The sequence below is a fragment of the Leeuwenhoekiella palythoae genome (assembly GCF_900130045.1).
Taxonomy (GTDB): Bacteria; Bacteroidota; Bacteroidia; order Flavobacteriales; family Flavobacteriaceae; genus Leeuwenhoekiella; species Leeuwenhoekiella palythoae.
This window is the reverse complement of sequence record NZ_FQXT01000001.1, coordinates 786,806-807,146: the sequence shown is the minus strand read 5'-3', so window position 1 is coordinate 807,146 and position 20,341 is coordinate 786,806. Positions and strand designations below refer to the sequence as shown.

Genomic DNA, 20,341 nt, shown 5'->3' with positions numbered 1-20,341 from the left:
ATGCAAAAGGACGCCAAAATATATGTTGCTGGACACCGTGGTTTGGTGGGATCAGCAATCGTAAAAAATCTTAAGGAAAAAGGCTATACCAATTTGGTGTATCGGACCAGTAGTGAACTGGACTTGAGAGATGCAGCTCAGGTAAGCGCCTTTTTTCAAGAGGAACAGCCAGACTATGTGTTTTTGGCAGCAGCAAAAGTAGGGGGGATCGTGGCGAACAATACCTATAGAGCCGATTTTATTTATGAAAACCTCATGATTCAAAACAATGTGATCCATCAGGCCTATGTTCACAGCGTAAAGAAGCTGTTGTTTTTAGGAAGTACCTGTATCTATCCTAAGAACTGCCGGCAACCGATGAAGGAAGAGTATCTGTTGACCGATACTTTGGAGTATACTAACGAACCTTATGCAATCGCCAAGATCGCAGGTATTAAAATGTGCGAGAGCTATAATTTGCAATACGGGACCAACTTTATCTCGGTGATGCCTACCAACTTGTACGGCCCTAACGATAATTTTGATCTGGAAAAATCGCATGTGTTACCTGCATTAATTCGTAAAATGCATTTAGGAAAAGCCCTAGAGAACGGAGATTGGGACAGCCTAAAGGCTGATTTAAATAAACTGCCCATTGAAGGGGTGGATGGTAATGCCTCTGAAGCTACGATTCTCGAAATACTATCTAAATATGGAATTCAAAGTTCCTCTCCCTCTGGGAGCGGTCAGGTGAGGGTAGAGATCTGGGGATCCGGCAAACCCATGCGCGAATTTTTATGGAGTGAAGATATGGCTGATGCCTGCGTCTTTATTATGGAGAACAGAAACTTTGCCGATGTCACCCCGAGCGCAGTCGAGGGGCAACCCGCAGAAATCCGCAATACCCATATCAACATAGGAACCGGAGAGGATATCTCGATTAAAGACCTAGCAGCGCTAATTAAAAAGACGGTTGGTTTTGAAGGTGAACTCTACTTCAATACCGAGAAACCAGATGGTACGATGAAAAAACTAACCGATGTGTCTAAACTAAATGCCTTGGGGTGGCGGCACGAAGTTGCACTACCTCAGGGAATCGAGCGTATGTATCATTGGTATACCCAAAGCTAAATGCTTGAAGGTTTTTATGCTTTTACTGAGACCTATGATCTGTATATTACAGGAATAAGCTTGATCTGGATGGTGTTTGCACTTATAAGAGGGAAACGCAACCCTTCTTATGTATTTGCAGGTATTGTTTTGTTGTTTTTGATCTGTGGCTATATTCAGGTGGAAAGCATTCTAAATGCTGCGATCACTAAAAGCGTTTTGTTGATCTTTATCGTGGTCGCGCTTTCGGCAGCCATCAATAGAAACATGAACTTAGATCTTTATTTAGATAGGGTATTGGGAGGTATTCGCTCCCCCATTTTGTTTCTGGGGGTCTTATGTATGCTGGTCGCCTTGATCTCTTCGGTATTCAACAATACACCAGTGGTGATCATCTTGATTCCCTATATGATGAAGATGGCAGAAAAATACGAGATCGCACCTTCCAAGTTGTTGATTCCGCTTTCCTTTGCGGCAATTTTAGGAGGCATGCTTACCCTGATAGGAACTTCTACCAATTTGGTGCTCAATGGTTTGATCGCAGGTAGCGGCTTGCCTGAGTTTGGATTTGCAGATTTCTTACTGCCCGGCAGTTTGGTCGTTATAGCGGGTGTACTTTACCTGATGACTTTGGGCTACTATTTATTGCCCCAGCGGGCTTTTAATTTTAAAAAAAAGCAAGATGCGGTGCGCAAGTATTTTGTGGAAGCTAAGATCCCGGCGGCATCCGCACTTTCTGGCTTGTCTTTGTCAGAAAGCGGCTTAAAAGAATATAAAGGGGTTTCGTTGATCGAGTTGATACGAGGTTCCCGAAGTTTTGAAGTCGTGGCCTCACGCAATATGATTCTTCAGGAAGGAGACCGACTGATCTTCTCGGGGAGCCTCACCGATGTGATGCAGATCAACGCCGAAGAACGTAAACTCGAATTTATAGCCGAAAAGCGCTTGGCACATGAAAACAAGGTAGAATTTGTAGAGATCTCCATCCCTACCAATTCTTCTCTGGACGGGAAACGGGTTAATGAAACGAATTTTAGACAGCGCTATGGGGCGACTATTTTGGCAGTACACCGTAACAGTGAGGATTTAAGCGGACGTATTGGAGAACTGCAACTCAAAAGCGGTGATCTTTTGATCGTGGTACCGCATATCAACTTGACTGATGCTTTACGTGCCGATTTTTACATTTTATCTAATGTCACGCAAGAACAGCAACCCCTATCACAAAAGATCAAATTAGGCTTGGGGCTTGTAGCTATTATAACGGCTGCGCTGATAGTGCAGTTAGATCTGTTTTTGACACTTGGTCTGATCCTGACTCTGGCGGTGGTGCTCGGGTTTACCTCAATACAGGAGATCAAAAATGAGTTCCGCCTCAATCTTTTTGTTATCTTGGTGTCTTCGCTTTTGGTAGGGGAGGTGTTTATGAGCACCGGGCTGGCAAACGAGGTTTCTTCCTGGATCCTCAACGCAGTATTGCCCTACGGGTTTAATGGGGTGGTCTTAGGCTTGATGCTCTTCACAACCTTGCTCACTTCGTTCATTACCAATGTGGCAGCAGTTTCGATCGCATTTCCTTTGGCCTATTCGATCAGTGCTACGACAGGTATTCCTTCAGAGGCTTTGTTTTTGGCAGTGGCTTTTGCGGCTTCTGCAGCCTTTATGACGCCTATAGGCTACCAGACCAATCTGTTGATCATGGCGCCCGGCGATTATCGCTTCAAAGATTTTTTTAAAGCTGGAGCTCCGCTTACCCTGATCTATTTAGGAGTGATCTGGGGCTACCTTTATTTTATATATACCTAGACTATGGCAAGTACTAATATAAAAAAGCAAAAGTATAATATAGACCGCAGTGCTCGCGCAAAGCGCAAAGGGCATCGGTCTTTAGTCTTGTGGTTTGTGGGACTTTCGGGGAGTGGTAAGTCTACCGTAAGTGATGCGTTAGAAAAGTTTTTATACGAGCAGCAGATCGATACCTACACCTTAGATGGAGACAACATCCGCATGGGACTTAATAAAGACCTAGGCTTTACCGCCGAAGCGCGTTCTGAAAATATCCGCAGGATTGCCGAGGTGGGTAAATTGTTTGCCGATGCCGGCACCGTGGTGCTCACGGCTTTTATTACACCTATGGGGCGTGATCGCCAACGGGCTAAAGATATTTTGGGGGAGGATTATATAGAAATCTATGTCAATTGCCCGCTGGAGGTATGTGAAGCGCGGGATGTAAAAGGCTTGTATGCAAGGGCCAGAACGGGAGAAATTCCTAACTTTACCGGGATTTCTGCGCCTTTTGAAGCGCCGCAACATCCGGATATTGAAATCAAAACCCATGAAGATGATATTCAGACCTGTGTACAGCAGATCTGGGACGTGATTAACGATAAACTAACCAATATATTATGAGAAAATACGCATTATCGCATTTGCAGGAACTGGAGGCAGAGGCCATATACATTTTGCGGGAGACCGCAGCACAGTTTGAAAACCCGGCTATTTTGTTTTCCGGAGGGAAAGACTCGATCTTAGTGACCGAACTGGCACGCAAGGCTTTTTACCCGGCTAAGATTCCTTTTACCTTTTTACATGTAGATACCGGGCATAACTTTCCCGAGACCATCGCTTTTAGAGATGAGCTGATGCAAAAGTTGGGCGCCAATTTGGTGGTAGGCCTTGTAGAAGACTCGATCAAGAGCGGTTCGGTAAAAGAAGAGACCGGGATCGATGCTAACCGAAACAAATTGCAAACGACCACGCTTTTGGAGGCGATTGAAGAGCATCAGTTTGATGCCTGTATAGGAGGAGGTCGAAGAGACGAAGAAAAGGCTCGTGCAAAAGAGCGTTTCTTTTCACATCGGGATGATTTTGGGCAATGGAACCCTAAAAATCAACGTCCAGAACTGTGGAATTTGCTCAACGGAAAACTCAATATGGGGGAGAACTTCAGGGTCTTTCCTATAAGTAACTGGACCGAGTTGGATGTATGGCAGTACTTAACCTTAAATAATATTGCGATTCCTTCCTTGTATTTTGCACATGAGCGCCAAGTGATTCGTAGACAAGATACCTGGATCCCCAATTCGGAGTTTATTAGCTTAAGACCTAAAGAAGAAGTGGTGACCAAGAAAATACGCTTCCGTACCTTGGGAGACATTACCATCACCGGAGGTTCAGAATCAGAAGCCGATACCTTAGAGCTTATTTTGGAAGAGGTAGCAATCGCGCGCCAGACCGAACGAGGGAATCGTTCTGACGACAAACGTTCAGAAACCGCTATGGAGGATCGTAAAAAAGAAGGATATTTCTAAACAGCAAAGCAACAAACAATGGGATTACAACACGAAGAAAAAGAAATATTACGTTTTACCACTGCAGGAAGTGTAGATGATGGTAAAAGTACCTTGATAGGAAGATTGTTGTTTGATTCGAAGTCTATTTACGAAGATCAAATTGACAACCTGCAGAAAATATCAGAAAAGAAAGGAATCAGTCACTTAGAGCTGGCCCATCTTACCGATGGTTTGAAAGACGAGCGCGAGCAAGGGATCACCATCGATGTGGCGTATCGCTATTTTGCGACACCTAAACGCAAATTTATCATCGCCGATACGCCGGGGCATGTACAGTATACCCGAAATATGATTACCGGGGCCTCAACAGCCAACTTGGCTTTGATCTTGGTAGATGCCCGTAAGGGAGTGATCGAGCAGACCAAACGCCATTCATTTATCGCATCGCTCTTGCAAATTCAACACATCGTGGTCTGCGTTAATAAGATGGATCTGGTAGACTACGGAGAAGAACGTTTTAACGAGATCATTGAGGAGTATAAAAGTTTTGCTTCAAAGCTGAAGATCAAGGATGTACGCTTTATTCCGATCTCTGCTTTAAACGGGGACAATGTGGTAGACAAGTCTGCTCACATGCCATGGTTTTCTGGAGATTCTTTACTCGGTACGTTGGAGAACATTCATATCAGCAGTGATCACAATATGGTAGACTGTCGTTTCCCGGTGCAAAATGTTATCAGGCCTTTTAGTGATGAATTTCACGACTACCGCGGTTATGCGGGTAGAATAACCAGTGGGATCTTTAAAAAAGGGGATGAGGTTATGGTGTTACCTTCAGGCTTTAAGTCGAAGATCCAATCTATTGTCTTGGGCGAAGAAGAACTGGAAGAAGCCTTTCCGCCCCAATCGGTGACCATCAATCTGGAAGATGATATTGACATCAGCAGAGGAGACATGATCGTACGCGAGCACAATCAGCCGGAGCCACAACAGGATATAGAAGCCATGCTGTGCTGGATGAATAACGATGCGATGAGTCCGCGAGCCAAGTATGCGATCAAACACACGAGCGTTGAAGCGCGGGCAATGATTAAGCAGGTGTTGTATAAGGTAGATATCAATACCTTACACCGTCAGGAGGAATATGATACGGTGGGTATGAACGATATCATTCGTGTAAAAATGCGTACAACCAAGCCGTTGTTAGTAGACGAATACAATCAGAATAAAGGTACGGGGAGTTTTATTCTGATCGATGAAAGTACTAATGAAACCGTTGCTGCGGGAATGGTGATCTAGCCCGATGCCTTCAAGGCGGAACTGTTTCTTATTGCTATTTCTTGTTTATGATTCCTTATAGCTTTAAACAGCGTTAGTTTAGAATTGAAAAATGGAAATACAATAAAAAACTGAACAATAAACTAATAATGAAATCTTGGATTTAACTAATCACTTAAATACCGCTATAAATGCTGCATTAGAAGCAGGAAAACGCATTCTTGAGATCTACCATAACGAAGATTTTGATGTAGACTTTAAGAGTGACGCTTCACCCCTTACCAAAGCCGATACCGCAAGTCATCACATTATAATGTCTTATTTGGAAAAAACCGGTATTCCTGTGCTTTCAGAGGAAGGGAAAGATATAGCGTATGAAACTCGAAACGAGTGGGAATATCTGTGGATTGTAGATCCTATAGACGGCACTAAGGAGTTTATCAAAAAGAACGGAGAGTTTACGGTAAACATCGCATTGATTCAAAACGGGGTTCCGATACTGGGGGTGATCTATGTGCCGGTGCTGCAAGAGTTGTTTTACGCCGCTAAAGATCTAGGTTCTTTTAAAGCCTTTGAAATCTCAACAACAGCAACAGAATCAGAGGTGTTAGCTGCGGGACAGCAATTGCCATTAGCTCAAGAACGACGACAGTACACCGCAGTAGCCAGTAAATCTCATTTGTCTCGGGAAACGGAGGACTATATCAAGGGGCTGGAAGCTGAATACGGCGAAGTCGCAATGATTTCTAAAGGGAGCTCCTTAAAGCTGTGTATGGTCGCTGAAGGTAAAGCCGATTGTTATCCGCGTTTTGCTCCTACAATGGAGTGGGATACGGCTGCTGGGAGTGCGATCTGTAAGTATGCCGGGAAAACCGTTTTGGATTGGGAGACTAAAAAAGAAATGGTTTACAATAGAGCTGATCTATTGAATAATTGGTTTTTGGTTGAATAATTCTTTAAATATTTTAGGTTTTGTTGGGAAAAACTAGAAATTCTTTATTTTCTTCACTTGAAGTCAAAAAATATGTTTCCAATACGGGGTATATGTTTTTCGGGAAAATTCTAAATAGTTTTTTAGCATTATTCACCGGAATTTATATTGCAAGATATTTGGCGCCTACAGACTTTGGGTTATACCAATATGCTTCTAGTTACATAATTCTTTTTGGCGCATTTGCAAGTTTAGGCCTTAGGGATATTTTCATTAAAGAAATCGTAAACGCCCAGAAGTCAGAAAGTATAATTCTTGGAACAATTTTAAATCTAAGAATATTATCAGGGTTTGTTTTTTCTCTTTTAGCTATACTAGCTAGTTATTTTACAAACGAATCAGATATATCAAGATTGTTAATAATTGTATGTTCTATATCATTAATCTTTGAATCAGCAGAAATTTTAGACTATTGGTTTCAAGCTAAAGTCTTAGCAAAAAGATCTCAGATAGCAAATGTTATTTCTTTATTAGTAGCATCTTCAATCAAAATATTATTCATTTATTTATCACTCTCAGTTGTTTATTTCTCTATATCAATTGTTTTATACTCAGCTTTTCGTTTGTTATTAATGATTTGGCAATTTCAAAAACAAGGAGCAGTAATTAAGATTTTTAGTTTTGATTTGGAAATTATAAAGGATTTTCTGTTTCATAGTTGGCCCTTAATAATTGCCAGTCTAAGTACGGTGATTGCTATGAAAATAGACCAAGTTATGATAATGCAAATGATGAGTGCGGCGAGCACGGGCATCTATGCTGCGGGTATAAAATTAGCAGAGGCTTCAAGTTTTTTGCCAACTATTATTGTGACTTCTATTTTTCCAAAGTTGATCCAGTTGCATAGAAAGCCAAATTTTTGGCTAAGATACAGGCAAATATTTAAATATGTTTTTTGGGCCTTAATTGTTTTAAGTTTGATGGTGACTTTTCTATCAGGTTTTATTATAAATTTATTTTTTGGCCTCGAATATCAGGGCGCAGCACAAGTACTTGCTATATACATATGGACATTACCTTTAAGTTTTTCGGGTATGATGACTGTAAAATATATGCTATTGTTAAACAAAACTAAAGCTATATTTATTCGACAGTTAATAGCAACCGTTGGCAATATCCTTTTAAATTTGATTTTGATACCAAAGTATGGCTTTGTGGGAGCTGCTTTTTCAACAATTGTCCCTCAATTTTTAATAAATACTTTTTACGATTTTGTCGATAAGGACTTAAAAGAAATTTTAAAAATAAAAAAGGAAATAGTAACATTTAATTTTTTTGGAAGATGAATATGAATAAAATTTTTGTTCACATTGGTTATCCTAAATCAGCAAGTACCACATTGCAAAAAAATGTATTTGAGGTGCATTCCGAAATTCTCAATCTTGGTCTTTTTGGAACTGAAAATATAGGTAAGGACACATATAATATTTCAAATTCAAATATTTATCTAAATGATTCATCTCTTCGTAATTTTTATGATACTATAACATCTTCGCATAGTATCGAATATTCAAAAAGTAATGTTTTAGAACAGATGCAAGGGATTTTTAAGAAATATATAATGGACTGCGAAGGGAAAAAAAAGGCGACGGTCTTTAGTCACGAGCTTCTTACATCTGTCAATTTCAGTCATCCTGACATAGGCTTAAAAGCCACGAGGATAAAAGAGGTTTTTCCAAATGCCAAAATTATAATTGTAATTCGAAATCAAATTGATTTTTTGCTTTCTCAATACAGAGACCAGCCTTTTGATCCAAGAAATTTTTCGTGTGGTAGACATGTTAAACCAGATAAGTGGATTGAAATTGCATTAAAAAATGATTTACCTTTATTGAAATCTTTGAAATATAACGAAGTTGTAAAACTTTATTTCGAATTATTTTCGAAAGACAATGTAAAGGTTTTGCATTTTGAGGATTTAATATTGGACAAACACAGGTTTGCAACTGATCTTTCTTCATTCATGAATATCTCTTTGGAAGAGACTATTGATTCTTTGAACAAAGAGAAGCAAAATGACGGAACCACTCATTATCATAATGTCTTTAGGAGAATATTGCGTAAATATCCTATCGTTTTTAATATTTCAAAAAACATACCGAAAAATTTCTTGATACCTATAAAAAATACAATCGAAAGAAAAATGCAAAGAGGTAGAAAAGCAAGATATTCATTCAATGAATTTACAATCCAAACTCTTAAGGAATATTATAAGTCCAGTAACGTTGAATTGAATGACCTTTTAGATTTAAAGGATTATGAATATTGAAGAAATCGAATTATTCTAAAATGAAAGTTGCATTTTACATTGACACAAGGGGTATAGAGGATGTGAATTTCGATGATTTAGATCAATCAAATCCTGGTATTGGAGGCAGTGAATATGCATTGCTGTTTTTATTGAGTCATTTAGTTAAAAATGGTCAACAAGATTTAGAATTTCTATTATTTAGTAATAGTATTATTAATTTGAATTTTATAGAACCTACAATTGTTAATGATTTAAATGACTCCTTTGAGTTAGCAATTAATCTTCAAGTCAACTTGTTAGTTCTTAAACATAACAGCAACCTAAAAGAATGTATCAATAAACTTAAAATTCCAACTATAATTTGGGCGCATAATTTTATAACGTTTGGTATGCTTCAAAATTATTGCAAAAATGAAAAAATATCAAGAATAGTTAACGTAAGTAGAGGGCAATTAAATACATATCGTGACCATCTTGCTTTTAACAAGTCAACATATATTTATAACGCTGTAAATACTTCATATTTTGAGTCAGGTTTAAATTTTTTTGAAAGGTCAAAGATAGTAACCTATGTAGGAAGTATTGTAAAGGCAAAGGGTTTTCATGTTTTAGCAAGAATTTGGAAAAAAGTTTTAATAATTCATCCTAATGCTGAACTTCACGTAATTGGATCAGGAAAATTATATAATCGTTCCCAGAAATTAGGAGATTACGGTATAGCTGAAAAATCTTATGAAAAAGAATTCATAAAATTTATTACAGATGAGAATGGGAACCTTTTAAAATCAATAATATTTCACGGTGTACTCGGCAAGGAAAAGAATGTAATTTTAGAAAAGACCAAAGTGGGTGTGCCTAATCCCTCAGGTAATACAGAAACATTTGGATATACTGCCATTGAAATGCAAGGTTTTGGTGCACTGATTACAACGAGGCTTTCTATAGGATATGTAGAAACTGTGTATAAAAAAAAATATTTGTATCAAGAAGAAAACGAATTAGAAACCTATTTAATTTCTGCACTAGCACAAAATTCAAATGAATACGAGAATACTTCAAAATATCTAAAAGAAAATTTTGATATAAAAATAGTTTCTGAAAGATGGCAAAATTTATTTAAAAAAATAAAAGAAAGTGAACCAAATTCTGTAGTTCCTTTGGAGTATTCAGATAATAATTATACAAAATTCAAAGATTTTTTAAGACGCATTAAGACCACTCTACCATTTGGATATCATATTTTACCATCTTTATTATTTTTTAAATCATTGAAACATAAATTCAAAAAAAAATTTCTTTGAAAGAACCATTTTTGTCAATTATTATTCCGGTTTATAATGTAGAAGATTACATTGAACAATGCTTAGCATCTATATATTCACAAGATATTAACTTTTTAGATCTTGAGATTATAATTGTTGATGATGGTACACAGGATAAAAGTATTGCCACCGTTGAAAATTTTTTAAACTTTCCAAATATTAAATTAATAGCACAAAAAAATTCAGGCCTTAGTGTAGCTAGAAACAATGGATTGGAGTTAGCAAAAGGGAAATATGTTTGGTTTGTTGATAGTGATGATTGGCTTATTGAAAATTCGCTAAATGTTTTATTTGAATCTCTTAAAAAATTTCCTGAAATAGATATATTTATTACTCCTTTAAAAAAGGTGTACCCCTCGAAGAAAATTTCTGAATTAGATCTTTTTATAGACCATAATTTAATTGTTAAGGGCAAAAATTATTTATTCCAAAGATTTCCAGTTGGAGCTGCGCAGCGTTTCATTATCAAAAGAGATTTTTTGGAAAAAACAAAGATAAAGTTTTATCCACAGCTCTTGCATGAAGATGCATTATTTGGCCCTCAGCTCATTTACAATGCAAATCTAGTACTGGTGTTTAAAAATGCTTTATACAACTATAGAATAAGAGAATCTGGTTCAATTATGTCCTCGTGGAGAGCTAAAAATTCATTTGACCTAATTTTTATTCATAAAGAATTGGTTAACTTTCTAAATCAATCAATAGAAAATAAAATAGATCGTGTAAAGTTTTTAAATCTTATACATCAGGTTATTTTAATGTCTTTTAGATTTGCCGGCGAAAAAATCGATTCAGCGGAATTTGAAGAGTTTTATAAAAATCAAAGAAAATATATCAAAAGGCAGTTTTTAATACTTTTAACAAAAGATACAGTGGCTATTTTTGGATTTAAAAGGTTTTTGAAGTACTTGCTATATTATATTTCACCTCTAACTACTTTTAAAATCTCAAATAAGTTTTAAGGCTTATAGATGTAGTTAAAGTATTTTTCTCTTAAAGTAATACAATGGTTAAACTTATTTATGACTCTAATCTAACAGGTCATCACTTAGAATATATATTGCACATCGCAAAATATGTTTCAGATACAAAATTAGAGGATAAATATATTTTCGTGGTACCAGTATCTTTTAAAGTGAATAATGCGCAAATCATAAATGAAAGCAAGGACATTATTGTCTGGGAATTTTTGTCTCAAGGAATTGTTGATGAATTGAAAAATATAAGTTTGCTAAAAAGATCCTTCAAAGAATTTGGTTTGGTCAAACAGTATGCTAATCATTATTCAGTAAATAAAGTTTATTTACTTTATTTCAACGTATTTCAGTTAGCATTGTGTTTCAGAAAGACTAATTTTTTTATTTCTGGTATTCTTTTTCTACAGTTTAGCAGAATGCAAAAAAGAGGTTTAACTAATTATTTAAAGTATTATAGAAAAAAAATAATTACTCAATTGTATTCAACAAATAAATCAATTGAGTCTGTGTTTATTTTAAATGATCGTAAATCAGTTCAATACTTGAATAAATTGTCTGACAGAAATATTTTTAAATGGCTGCCTGACCCTATACCAAATTATAAAGAAGAAAAAGGGTTTGATCTTTTTGATTTTTACGGTCTTGATAAAAACACTAAGGTTTTTTTACATCCCGGCAGTATAACTCCTAGAAAAGGTACTTATGAAATACTAGGAGCCATTGATAAATTAAGTAAAGAAGTAAGTGATCAAATAGCTATCTTAATCGTAGGAAAAGCAAATGCTTCAGTCGAGGCTGTAATACAGAAGAAAATTAAAAATTTAAAGAATCAAGATTTTAGCATAATATTTGATAATAATTTTGTTTCCAACGAGAGGTTGAAATCTCTTTTTCTACAGTCTTACGCAATCCTGATACCTTATAAAAATCCTGAAGCATCTTCCGGCATTTTTGGTCACGCATTGAGCAACAGAAAACCAATGATAGGCAACAAAAATGGGTTGCTAGGAGAGTTGATATCTGATCAGCAATTAGGATTAACCCTAGATGAAATAACCGCTCAGGAAATTGCTGATAAAATAGCATATATGATCATAAATAAGCGCAAGGTTAATGTGAACGAATTGAATTTGGAAGAATTTTCTCCTGATAATTTTGTTCAAATTATTTTAGAATAGATGAAGAAAGTTCTTATAGTTGGGTACTCTCGATCGGGCACAACCCTTGTTTCTAAAGTTTTTAGTCTCATCGACAAGGTTTATGTTGAAGTTGAGCCGCACGCAACTTGGAGACTAGGTAATTTTAGATATTTGAACGATGAGGATTATTCTATTTCAGATAAAATCGTTACACGCATTCGAGAAAAGTTATTGAAGGACGTTCCTTCTGACTACGTGTTTGTTGAAAAATCACCTATTAACAGTTTACGACCGCATTTAGTACACGCTGTTTTTCCTGATGCTAAAATTATTTTTATTGAACGTGATCCGGTAAAGTGCATAAAGTCAAATTATAAATTTGCCAAAAAAGGGTACTCTTTTAGTCTTTCAGTAATTTTAAAAAAATATTCTTCTACCAAAGTGAAGTTTGATAAAACGAATAATAATAAAAAAGATAATTTTCATTCAAAGAGTATCAAGGAGCAAATAGATTTTAAAGATGTTTTTGGACTCTCGCTGTATGCTCTCCAAATGTCTTTGATCAAGATGTTTAAAACTGTGCCCTTTGGTCCTAAAATAAAAGGATTTACTTCTATAATAAAACAAAAAGGGTTAATAGCGTATTATATCGAAGCGCTCAAGAGCGTTGAAACTTATAGGTGTGATTATGAAAGGTTGTATCAGGATAATTTTAAACACTTTTATTTAGAAGATTTTTTAGCAAATAAGGAAATCCAAAGGCAAATGCTCGAATTTTCTGGTGTACCTTATAACAATGAAAATCTCATAGAGATCGAAGGCCTTTTTTCAAAAAGTGAAAATTCTCGAGAAGAATTGTTAGATAGACAAATACAAAAACATCTAGATGACCATTAAAAATAATGTCTCTTTTAATAACAAAGTTTTTTTCTATCTTTTTTCTGTACTTATTTTTTTAAGTTCATTTAAAGCAAAAAATGCAAAAGAAGAAGCTTTAACTTATAGTATACCTGCTCCTTTAGAAGTTTTATCCAATTTATCTAATTACTTTATAGTATTCATTTTACTTGTATTGAATATAAAACTTTTATCATATCGCGCAAAGATTTCAAGACCGTTAGTATTGCTTTTTATTTTTGAATTAGTTCTAATATTAACTGAGTTTTACATTGATGGTGATCTTAATAGTCTAATAATAAATTTAGGTTTTACCATTCTTATTGTTGTTTTTTTTTCGAGGGCTCATTTTGTTTTTCAAGAGAATGTCGAAAAGTATTCTTTTTTTAATTCTATTTTTTTTGGAAGTTTTTGTTTTATTTTTCTTAACGCTATTGTTGTTATATTAGGTCTTGGTAATGTAATTTGGAATGGTAGACTCTTTGGCTTAACAAGTCATCCTAATTTTATAGGTTTGTATGCCGCAATATTTGCAAGCTTTACATTTTATAAGTTATACAATCAATGTAATAAACTAAAGAATATCTTATTTTACACCATTTCCTTAATCCTAGGTATTTATATTGTTGTAATTACGGGTTCGAGAACTGCTTTATTGTTCGCTCTTTTAGCAATTTCCTCAAATGTATTCTTTTCATTGAAAAGATACGATAGTAAGATTATGGTATTGTTGTTGTCCTCTATTTTTGTTCTTTTATTTTTTGGTTATTTGTCTATAGATGACCTAGATTATACAGGGAGAAGCAATACACGGGTAAACGCTTGGTCCAACTTATTAAAACAAATTGAAGAAACCGGTCTTTTTGGTATCGGAAGAGGACGTGGATATACTGCTAACTCATATTTTTATGCGGTAGTTGCTAATGGATTTTTGGGTTCTACATTACTTTTTTTAGTTATAATAGACGATGTTAAAAATCTCTTATATACGCAAGTCTACAATATATTTTACACCTCTATTTTAATCCCAATGCTTATATGTGCTTTTCTAGAAGGGTTTTTATTGGATACCATTAGCTTACCTATTTTAGTATTTTGGTCTTTGCAGACAGGTTTACTAAAAGTTAAGGTTTAATGTTGTTTCTTCAACCCTCCATACCGCACTACAGAACAGATTTTTTTCGAGGAGTAGCAAAATTTTATACAATAAAAGTATTTGTTTCAAGCGATACTAATAGAATCAAGGAAAGTAAGTTTGAGTTATCTACTTTTAAAGCTGTTAAAATTACTTCTTTAAAAATAGGTCCATTTCTTTTGTACAATCCGTTGCCCTTTATAATTTCAAAAGAGGGTGTCGTTTTAATGCTTAATTTTTGCCATCTTACAACGTGGTTTGTCTTATTATGTAGAAGGATAGTTAATAGAGATACCATCCTGTGGGGACACGGTATTTCAGTAAAACGATATATGGATGAGTCTTCAAAACCTTCATCCTTAATTAAATGGCAAATTAAATTATCTAATTTGGTATGGTTGTATACAGAAAAAGAAAAGAAAATTTGGTGTAATGAGGGTATTTCCCCCAAGAAAATAGTTGCCCTAGATAACACCTTAAGTGATGTGGAGCGTATTTTAGCATTTAAACCAACCAAAAATAAAGCAGCTTTAAAAATTGAAAATAAAATCAAGTATGACCGTGTATGTATATTTTCTGCACGTTTCACCCTTAAAGAACGAAGAGCAGATTTGTTAAAAAAAATTATTGAAGCTACACCGGACGTAGGTTTTGTAATAATAGGAGAAGGACCGTATAAGCCTGATTTTTCTGTCTTTGACAATGTGTATGATTTTGGTGCTCTTTATGATAATGCTAAGAAAGAAGAGTTATTTAGTCTTGCAGATATTTACCTACAGCCTGCTTGGTTAGGGCTTTCCATAGTAGAAGCGATGGCTTATGGTTTGCCAATATTTACATTAGCTCGAAGTAAGGAAATAAAACAATGCGTAGAGTATTATTATTTAGAAGAGAGTAAAGCAGGAGTGATTTGTGAAGATGTCGATGCCTTGGTAACAGCTATTAATTCTTGTGAGCAATCGAGATTGCTAGAGATGGGTAATAGTGCGAGAGTTTATATAGCAGATAATTTATTAATGAATAATATGGTTAATAATGCTGTAGAATCTATAAAATCTTTAGAATATTGAAAGTATTGCATATTCTTACTTCATTAAACCCGATTGCCGGAGGCGTTGCCAAAGCCGTTGATCTAGCCGTATGTGCTTTAGATAGTGTAGGTTTTGCTAGCGAGGTGGTTTGCTTTGATGAACCTGAGGCAAGCTTTCTTCGCTCAAAACATTATGAGGTCTATGCCTTAGGTCCTGCAAATAATATGTATTCCTATACAGAAAACTTTAAAGAATGGGCCAGGGTACACCTAAGAAATTATGATCATATAATCCTTCATGGGCTTTGGCAGTACTCTAGTTACGGGGGGTATTTGTTTTGGAGAAAATATGCATCAACATCGTCGCTGTGGGTAATGCCTCATGGCATGCTAGATCCCTATTTTCAAAAAGCAAAAGACCGCCGATTGAAAGCCATTCGAAATTGGTTTTTTTGGAAATTTCTGGAGCGTCAAGTAGTGAATAATTCTAATGGTTTGCTCTTTACTTGTCTAGATGAGTTAAAGTTGGCACGAACTACTTTCAAACCCTACAATCCAAAAAGTGAAATAGTGGTAGGTTTGGGGATAGATAGTCCAATTTCCTATTCATATTCTCTTAGTGAAGCATTCAAGAGTACTATACCTGCTTTAAATGAAAGGCCTTATTTTCTTTTCTTAGGACGTGTTGATTCTAAAAAGGGCGTTGATTTATTGGTTAAAGCGTATCGAAGTCTAAGAGTGAAGCATGCAGATATTCCTGATTTGGTGATCGCTGGGCCGGGTTTGGAATCAGCTTATGGTCAGCAGGTTTTAAGTGATGCTGCTGGAGATGATAGAATCCATTTTCCGGGAATGCTACAAGGTGCGGCGAAGTGGGGAGCCCTATATGGTGCTCAAAATTTTATACTTCCCAGTCACCAAGAAAATTTTGGAATTGCAGTGGTGGAGGCTTTGGCGTGTGGCACCCCGGTACTGATTAGCAAACAAGTAAATATATGGAGGGAAATTATTAAAGAGGAAGCCGGTATAGCAGAAGCGGATACCCTTGAAGGAACTATTAACCTTTTGGAGCGTTGGTTAAACTTCTCTGAAGAGCAGAGGAGGTTGAAGAAAGATAATGCCTCAAAAGCATATCGACAGTATTTTACCACTAATGCATTTGGTGAAAATTTAAGGGTTCTATTTAATAAATAACTTTATGGTTGGTACACGTCTGGATCAATTTGATAATAGGAACTTTTCTAAAAAGGCAGGTGTTGTCAAGCAATTTATATGGTTGACATGCAATGCTTTTATATTGAGATCAGGATGGTTTCCATTTATGACTCCTAAAATTTACTTGCTAAAGCTTTTTGGGGCAAAGATTGGAAATGGTTTTGTTATTAAAACTGGGGTAAGTATCAAATTTCCTTGGAAGTTAATAATAGGAAATTACGTCTGGCTTGGAGAAAATACTTGGATTGATAACCTGGATCAGGTTACTATAGGGGACCATGTTTGTATTTCGCAAGGAGCGATGTTGCTTACTGGTAATCATGATTATACTGTTTCTACCTTTGATTACCGCAATGGTCCTATTATCTTAAAGGCCGGAGTATGGGTAGGAGCAAAGGCAGTGGTTTGCCCGGGAGTGACTTGTAATAGCCATGCGGTGCTTTCGGTTGGCTCTGTAGCAACAAAAGATCTGGAAGCCTACACTATCAATCAGGGCAATCCAGCTAGACCCGTTCGTAAACGCAGTGTTAAATAGAATGAAACGAATACTCGTAACCGGCGGTGCCGGTTTTATCGGCTCGCATCTGTGTAAACAGTTGCTCCAAGAAGGCCATGAAGTCCTGTGTTTGGATAATTACTTCACCGGGAGTAAGGAACATATCGTAGACCTGTTGGCCAATCCGTATTTTGAATTGATACGGCATGATATTACCGAGCCTTTTTATGCTGAGGTGGATGAGATCTATAATTTAGCCTGCCCTGCCAGCCCGGTGCACTACCAGTATAACCCTATTAAAACCATCAAGACTTCGGTAATGGGGGCGATCAACATGCTGGGGTTAGCGAAACGGGTTAAGGTAAAGATCTTACAGGCCAGTACTTCGGAGGTGTATGGAGATCCTGCGGTACATCCACAACCCGAAAGCTATTGGGGACATGTGAATCCTATAGGGCCGCGTTCGTGCTATGATGAAGGCAAGCGGTGTGCAGAAACTTTGTTTATGGATTACCATACTCAAAATGGGGTTGCGATCAAGATCGCCCGAATTTTTAATACCTACGGCCCGCATATGAACATCAACGACGGGCGGGTGGTGTCTAATTTTATTGTGCAGGCCCTGCGTGGGGAACCTTTAACCATTTTTGGTGATGGGAGTCAAACGCGAAGTTTTCAATATGTTGATGACCTAATTCATGGTTTGACTCGGTTGATGGGCACTGAAGCTCAAGTCACCGGCCCCATCAATCTTGGGAATCCTCAAGAATGTACCATGTTGCAATTGGCGCAGACTATTCTAGAATTGACAGGCTCGGCTTCTCGACTCGTGTTTCAGCCTTTACCTCAAGACGACCCCCAACAACGCCGGCCTGATATCTCTAGAGCCAAGGCTTTGCTCCAAGGCTGGGAGCCTCAGATTGACTTGCAGGAGGGTTTGCGAGAGACGATTACCTATTTTGAAAGTGTATTGCGCCGAGATCTATAGGCAGTCTTATTGCCTTGTTTTAATCATAAAATGAAATGCTTAGATTTTTAAGTATAGCCATTTTAAGCATTGTAGTACCATTAATATTTTAACCTTTTAGTTGTTTTGAAAATATCTGTCATCACTATTGTATACAATAACAAAGCGACGATTCGTTCGTGTATTAAAGCGGTACTGGCTCAAGATTATCCTGATATAGAACATGTGGTGATCGATGGTGGCTCTACCGATGGGACGCAGGCTATTATTGAAGACTACAAGGAACGTTTGGGGTATTATATTTCCGAACCGGATAAAGGCTTGTATAACGCTTTAAATAAAGGAATAAAAGCAGCTACCGGGGATATCATTGGGATTCTGCATTCCGACGATTTTTATCCTAAAGCAAGTACCTTAAGTGAGATCGTGAAGGCTTTTCAAAGCAGTAGCGCCGATATCGTCTATGGGAATGGGATGTTTGTGGCTCGGGAACAACCTGATGCGGTGAAGCGCATTTATACAGCGAAGCCCTTTCGATCCCGTTATCTTAAGTATGGGTGGGTACCCTTGCATACGACCATCTATGTCAAAAAAGAAGTCTTTGAAACTTATGGTTTGTTTGAGGAGCAGTATCGGATCGCCAGTGATTATGAGATCACGCTGCGTTGGCTAAGCAATCCTAAGCTGAAAACTTACTTTATCAACGATTGGTTGGTCAAAATGCGGCTTGGAGGTAAAAGTACCACCCCCGCCTTACAAAAAATAAAGTCTAAAGAAGATTTAGATATCATTCACCGATATCCCCTTTGGGGTTCCATAACCTTAGCCTTTAAAATAGGCCGTAAGATCCCACAATACTTGATACCTAAGCTTCGAAAGCTCTCTTAAGACTGATCCCTAGTATAATTACTTATGAAACGCTCTGCACTTATCGTCCCCATTAGTATTTTGATCCATTTAAGCTTGCTGAATGGGATGCTTGCTTGGTTTATACCCAACTTGTATTTTGACATTAATTCTATCCTGTTTTTTAATGCCACGTGGTTGTTGAGTGCTTATGCGATCGATTACTATCCTACTTCCCGGAAAGAACGCTTTTTTACCAATATCCATAAACCCATTCAGCTGTATTTGCTGTTTACGCTGGGCTATTTTGCGTGGTTTAGCCTGAGTCAAACGCCACTTCATTCTATTGCCTATCACCGCAATGTACTGTTGTGCTTATTTGGAAGTTTGCTACTTTATCGCATCCTGTTTTATTATGCCCGAGGGAAATATCGGGAAGTAGGCGGGAATGCGGTGAATGTAGTGGTGATCGGCCGCGATCGTAACTTAAAGAAGATCCGTAAGGTGTTTGATGAGCCAGACTTGGGCTATCGGTATCTGGGCTACTTTGACAACGGACATTCTAAAAGCCCTACCTATTTAGGGAAAGTAGAAGAAGCCTTTGCCTATTTTAAGCGTAAAGATGTGCACCAGATCTTTTGTATAGCTTCGCGTTTATCGCAACCTCAGTTATTCAATTTGATGGCCTATGCCGATAATAACCTGATCAAACTGAAGATCGTTCCGGATAATAAGGAGATCTTTACCCGGGCGATGACCATTGAGCTCTATGACAATGTTCCTGTATTGAACTTACGCGAACTGCCACTAGAAACCCCATTTGCTAAAATAGTGAAGCGAAGTTTTGATGTGGTGTTTGCCCTCTTGGTGATCGTAGGGGTGTTGTCATGGTTGAGCCCATTGATCTATTTGCTGCAACGTTTAGACTCTAACGAACCACTATATTTTAAGCAAAAGCGTCACGGGGTAAACCGTAAGGTATTTTGGTGTTATAAGTTTCGATCCATGGCCACCACGGCGGATGCGGATACCAAGATGATGACCAAGAATGATAAACGGGTAACGAAATTGGGACGTATTTTACGACGTACGAGTATTGATGAGTTGCCGCAGTTCTATAACGTGTTGCTCGGGGATATGAGTGTGGTAGGCCCTCGCCCGCATATGGAAGTACATACCGAAAAATACCAAAGCTCGGTAGATAAATATTTGGTACGCCACTTTGTAAAGCCCGGGATCACCGGTTTAGCCCAAGTACGTGGGTATCGCGGCGAGATCATACAGCAGGCCGATATCATCAACCGAACGCGTTTGGATATTTTTTATGTGGAAAAATGGAGCTTGTGGTTGGATGTGAAGATCATTATTAAAACCGTCTTGAATGCGGTACAAGGAGAGGAAAAAGCCTACTAATT

The 20,341-nt window shown here is 37.3% G+C and carries 19 protein-coding genes; all 19 read left to right on the top strand.

The window, feature by feature from the left end:
• On the top strand, positions 1-1,110 hold the full coding sequence (locus BUA96_RS03190) for a GDP-L-fucose synthase family protein (RefSeq protein WP_072980487.1): 1,110 nt from the start codon (positions 1-3) through the stop codon (positions 1,108-1,110).
• Positions 1,111-2,895 (top strand): SLC13 family permease, encoded by a 1,785-nt coding sequence (locus BUA96_RS03185; protein ID WP_072980263.1) that lies wholly within the window; start codon positions 1,111-1,113, stop codon positions 2,893-2,895.
• Positions 2,896-2,898: 3 nt separating this feature from the next.
• Entirely contained in the window at positions 2,899-3,498 is a 600-nt protein-coding gene (cysC, locus tag BUA96_RS03180) for an adenylyl-sulfate kinase (protein ID WP_072980261.1), read from the top strand.
• A complete protein-coding gene (gene cysD, locus BUA96_RS03175) occupies positions 3,495-4,400 on the top strand; it encodes a sulfate adenylyltransferase subunit CysD (protein WP_072980259.1) in 906 nt (301 codons plus the stop codon). Before cysC ends, cysD begins: the two co-directional genes overlap by 4 nt.
• 18 nt (positions 4,401-4,418) lie before the next feature.
• Positions 4,419-5,681, top strand: a complete 1,263-nt coding sequence (gene cysN / locus BUA96_RS03170) for a sulfate adenylyltransferase subunit CysN (RefSeq protein WP_072980257.1) — start codon at positions 4,419-4,421, stop codon at positions 5,679-5,681.
• Positions 5,682-5,817: 136 nt separating this feature from the next.
• The gene (gene cysQ / locus BUA96_RS03165) at positions 5,818-6,612 is read left to right on the top strand and encodes a 3'(2'),5'-bisphosphate nucleotidase CysQ (protein WP_072980255.1); all 795 of its coding nucleotides are present in this window, start codon (positions 5,818-5,820) and stop codon (positions 6,610-6,612) included.
• Positions 6,613-6,635: 23 nt separating this feature from the next.
• The gene (locus tag BUA96_RS03160) at positions 6,636-7,937 is read left to right on the top strand and encodes a flippase (RefSeq protein ID WP_128755754.1); all 1,302 of its coding nucleotides are present in this window, start codon (positions 6,636-6,638) and stop codon (positions 7,935-7,937) included.
• Positions 7,934-8,920, top strand: a complete 987-nt coding sequence (locus BUA96_RS03155) for a sulfotransferase domain-containing protein (RefSeq protein ID WP_072980251.1) — start codon at positions 7,934-7,936, stop codon at positions 8,918-8,920. The genes BUA96_RS03160 and BUA96_RS03155 overlap by 4 nt, the downstream gene beginning before the upstream one ends.
• Positions 8,921-8,940: 20 nt before the next feature.
• The gene (locus tag BUA96_RS03150; protein WP_128755755.1) at positions 8,941-10,203 is read left to right on the top strand and encodes a glycosyltransferase; all 1,263 of its coding nucleotides are present in this window, start codon (positions 8,941-8,943) and stop codon (positions 10,201-10,203) included.
• Positions 10,200-11,186: a glycosyltransferase gene (locus BUA96_RS03145; protein WP_072980247.1), complete on the top strand. Its 987-nt coding sequence runs from the start codon at positions 10,200-10,202 to the stop codon at positions 11,184-11,186. The genes BUA96_RS03150 and BUA96_RS03145 overlap by 4 nt, the downstream gene beginning before the upstream one ends.
• Positions 11,187-11,230: 44 nt before the next feature.
• Positions 11,231-12,379, top strand: a complete 1,149-nt coding sequence (locus BUA96_RS03140) for a glycosyltransferase (RefSeq protein WP_072980245.1) — start codon at positions 11,231-11,233, stop codon at positions 12,377-12,379.
• On the top strand, positions 12,380-13,237 hold the full coding sequence (locus BUA96_RS03135) for a sulfotransferase family protein (RefSeq protein WP_072980243.1): 858 nt from the start codon (positions 12,380-12,382) through the stop codon (positions 13,235-13,237).
• Positions 13,227-14,372, top strand: a complete 1,146-nt coding sequence (locus BUA96_RS03130) for an O-antigen ligase family protein (RefSeq protein WP_072980241.1) — start codon at positions 13,227-13,229, stop codon at positions 14,370-14,372. Before BUA96_RS03135 ends, BUA96_RS03130 begins: the two co-directional genes overlap by 11 nt.
• On the top strand, positions 14,372-15,442 hold the full coding sequence (locus tag BUA96_RS03125; RefSeq protein ID WP_072980239.1) for a glycosyltransferase: 1,071 nt from the start codon (positions 14,372-14,374) through the stop codon (positions 15,440-15,442). Before BUA96_RS03130 ends, BUA96_RS03125 begins: the two co-directional genes overlap by 1 nt.
• Positions 15,439-16,596 (top strand): glycosyltransferase, encoded by a 1,158-nt coding sequence (locus BUA96_RS03120; protein WP_072980237.1) that lies wholly within the window; start codon positions 15,439-15,441, stop codon positions 16,594-16,596. Before BUA96_RS03125 ends, BUA96_RS03120 begins: the two co-directional genes overlap by 4 nt.
• A 4-nt stretch (positions 16,597-16,600) precedes the next feature.
• Positions 16,601-17,152, top strand: a complete 552-nt coding sequence (locus BUA96_RS03115; protein ID WP_072980235.1) for a WcaF family extracellular polysaccharide biosynthesis acetyltransferase — start codon at positions 16,601-16,603, stop codon at positions 17,150-17,152.
• Position 17,153: 1 nt separating this feature from the next.
• Positions 17,154-18,101, top strand: coding sequence for a UDP-glucuronic acid decarboxylase family protein (locus tag BUA96_RS03110; RefSeq protein ID WP_072980233.1), 948 nt, complete (start codon positions 17,154-17,156; stop codon positions 18,099-18,101).
• Between the two features lie 105 nt (positions 18,102-18,206).
• The gene (locus BUA96_RS03105) at positions 18,207-18,968 is read left to right on the top strand and encodes a glycosyltransferase family 2 protein (RefSeq protein ID WP_072980231.1); all 762 of its coding nucleotides are present in this window, start codon (positions 18,207-18,209) and stop codon (positions 18,966-18,968) included.
• 24 nt (positions 18,969-18,992) lie between these two features.
• Positions 18,993-20,339 carry an exopolysaccharide biosynthesis polyprenyl glycosylphosphotransferase gene (locus tag BUA96_RS03100; protein WP_072980229.1) on the top strand — a complete coding sequence of 449 codons (1,347 nt, stop codon included), beginning with the start codon at positions 18,993-18,995 and terminating at the stop codon, positions 20,337-20,339.
• Positions 20,340-20,341: the final 2 nt, after the last annotated feature.

Excerpts from the sequence above, each read along its gene's own strand:
- BUA96_RS03190 (WP_072980487.1), top strand. The coding sequence starts at position 1 with ATGCAAAAGGACGCCAAAATATATGTTGCTGGACACCGTGGTTTGGTG.
- BUA96_RS03185 (WP_072980263.1), top strand. The coding sequence starts at position 1,111 with ATGCTTGAAGGTTTTTATGCTTTTACTGAGACCTATGATCTGTATATT.
- cysC (WP_072980261.1), top strand. The coding sequence starts at position 2,899 with ATGGCAAGTACTAATATAAAAAAGCAAAAGTATAATATAGACCGCAGT.
- cysD (WP_072980259.1), top strand. The coding sequence starts at position 3,495 with ATGAGAAAATACGCATTATCGCATTTGCAGGAACTGGAGGCAGAGGCC.
- cysN (WP_072980257.1), top strand. The coding sequence starts at position 4,419 with ATGGGATTACAACACGAAGAAAAAGAAATATTACGTTTTACCACTGCA.
- BUA96_RS03155 (WP_072980251.1), top strand. The coding sequence starts at position 7,934 with ATGAATATGAATAAAATTTTTGTTCACATTGGTTATCCTAAATCAGCA.
- BUA96_RS03150 (WP_128755755.1), top strand. The coding sequence starts at position 8,941 with ATGAAAGTTGCATTTTACATTGACACAAGGGGTATAGAGGATGTGAAT.
- BUA96_RS03140 (WP_072980245.1), top strand. The coding sequence starts at position 11,231 with ATGGTTAAACTTATTTATGACTCTAATCTAACAGGTCATCACTTAGAA.
- BUA96_RS03135 (WP_072980243.1), top strand. The coding sequence starts at position 12,380 with ATGAAGAAAGTTCTTATAGTTGGGTACTCTCGATCGGGCACAACCCTT.
- BUA96_RS03130 (WP_072980241.1), top strand. The coding sequence starts at position 13,227 with ATGACCATTAAAAATAATGTCTCTTTTAATAACAAAGTTTTTTTCTAT.
- BUA96_RS03125 (WP_072980239.1), top strand. The coding sequence starts at position 14,372 with ATGTTGTTTCTTCAACCCTCCATACCGCACTACAGAACAGATTTTTTT.
- BUA96_RS03115 (WP_072980235.1), top strand. The coding sequence starts at position 16,601 with ATGGTTGGTACACGTCTGGATCAATTTGATAATAGGAACTTTTCTAAA.
- BUA96_RS03110 (WP_072980233.1), top strand. The coding sequence starts at position 17,154 with ATGAAACGAATACTCGTAACCGGCGGTGCCGGTTTTATCGGCTCGCAT.
- BUA96_RS03100 (WP_072980229.1), top strand. The coding sequence starts at position 18,993 with ATGAAACGCTCTGCACTTATCGTCCCCATTAGTATTTTGATCCATTTA.